The organism is Pseudomonas sp. Q1 (genome assembly GCF_009935975.1).
Taxonomy (GTDB): domain Bacteria; phylum Pseudomonadota; class Gammaproteobacteria; order Pseudomonadales; family Pseudomonadaceae; genus Aquipseudomonas; species Aquipseudomonas palleroniana.
Window position 1 is genome coordinate 1 of the sequence record NZ_QODI01000058.1, and the last position, 689, is coordinate 689.

General features: G+C 47.8%; 1 protein-coding gene. It reads right to left on the minus strand.

Annotation, left to right across the window (positions count from 1 at the left end):
• On the minus strand, window positions 1-623 hold a 623-nt coding region (locus DK870_RS29110), incomplete at its 3' end, for a hypothetical protein (protein ID WP_218580689.1).
• Between the last annotated feature and the right edge of the window lie 66 nt (window positions 624-689).

Genomic DNA, 689 nt, shown 5'->3' on the forward strand with positions numbered 1-689 from the left:
AGACTCAGTCGAGGCAGAGTAACGTCTCTAGACACCACTACCACAAACTGACCATCTCTAATACACTGGACAGTCACCGCCCTTCCATAGAAACACTGCTGCCCGTTAAAGCAGCAGTTGATAGCTTCACACTCAGCACCACTGATCCCGGGTAGACCACATTGGATCTGCTCAGAATCAGCTACAGCTACACATTTATCAAAGGGCTCTGCCTGCACTACTGGCTTCTGAAACTGCTGTTTAACTGGCTTCTGAATCGGAAACTGCTGCTTAGTTAACTGTTGAACAGGCTTCTGAAGTGGAAACTGCTGGTTAGTTAACTGTTGAACAGGCTTCTGAAGCGGATACTGCGGCTTAGTTAACTGTTGAACTGGCTTCTGAAGTGGAAACTGCTGGTTAGTTAACGGTTGAACGGGCTTCTGAAGTGGAAACTGCTGGTTAGTTAACTGTTGAACAGGCTTCTGAAGTGGAAACTGCGGCTTAGTTAGCGGTTGAACAGGCTTCTGAAGCGGAGACTGCGGCTTAGTTAGCTGTTGAACTGGCTTCCGAAGTGGAAACTGTTGGTTAGTTAGCTGTTGAATTGGCTTCTGGAGCTGAAACTGCTGGTCAGTTTGCTGCATCATCAGAGCTTGAGCATCCTGAAGCGACTTACTCCACTGTGGAACAGCATGACAGAAAGCACAGACCAA